Genomic DNA, 462 nt, shown 5'->3' on the forward strand with positions numbered 1-462 from the left:
CCCGTCAGGCCGAGTACCAGATCATCCGGAGCCCGGCCGAACTCCATCGGGTGCCCGAGCCAGTCGACCATCTTGGCCATCGCCTCGAAGTTCGGCTCGTGGGCCCTCGGCGGCACCGCCTCGTGTCGGTCCAGTTCCTGCAGGTAAAGCCTCGCCTGGAGGCTGTGGTTCACGTCCAGGCAGAGCCGCCCCAGGAAGCGGATCCCCGCCTCGCTGCCCAGCTTCGCCGCCGCCCTGGCCCCCTCCATCTGCACACTCGTCGCAGGGTGATCCATCGCCAGGGCCATCAAGGGCTGTCGAGCGCTCGGATCGAGAAACGGCAAGGCCGCCGCGGCGCTCTGGGCCTTCGAGAACGACCCGGGGTCCGAATCCCTCAGCAACCCGACCAGCCGCTCGACCCCCTCGGTGTTGTCAAACGGATGGTCATCGATGAACCCTTCCCGGGCCAGCGTGTTGGCGAAG

The 462-nt window shown here is 68.0% G+C and carries 1 protein-coding gene; it reads right to left on the reverse strand.

From position 1 onward, the window contains the following. Positions 1–462, reverse strand: a 462-nt coding sequence (locus AB1L30_RS00235; protein ID WP_367011353.1) for a hypothetical protein, incomplete at both ends; no start/stop codon positions are given.

This window comes from Bremerella sp. JC817, assembly GCF_040718835.1.
Lineage (GTDB): Bacteria > Planctomycetota > Planctomycetia > Pirellulales > Pirellulaceae > Bremerella.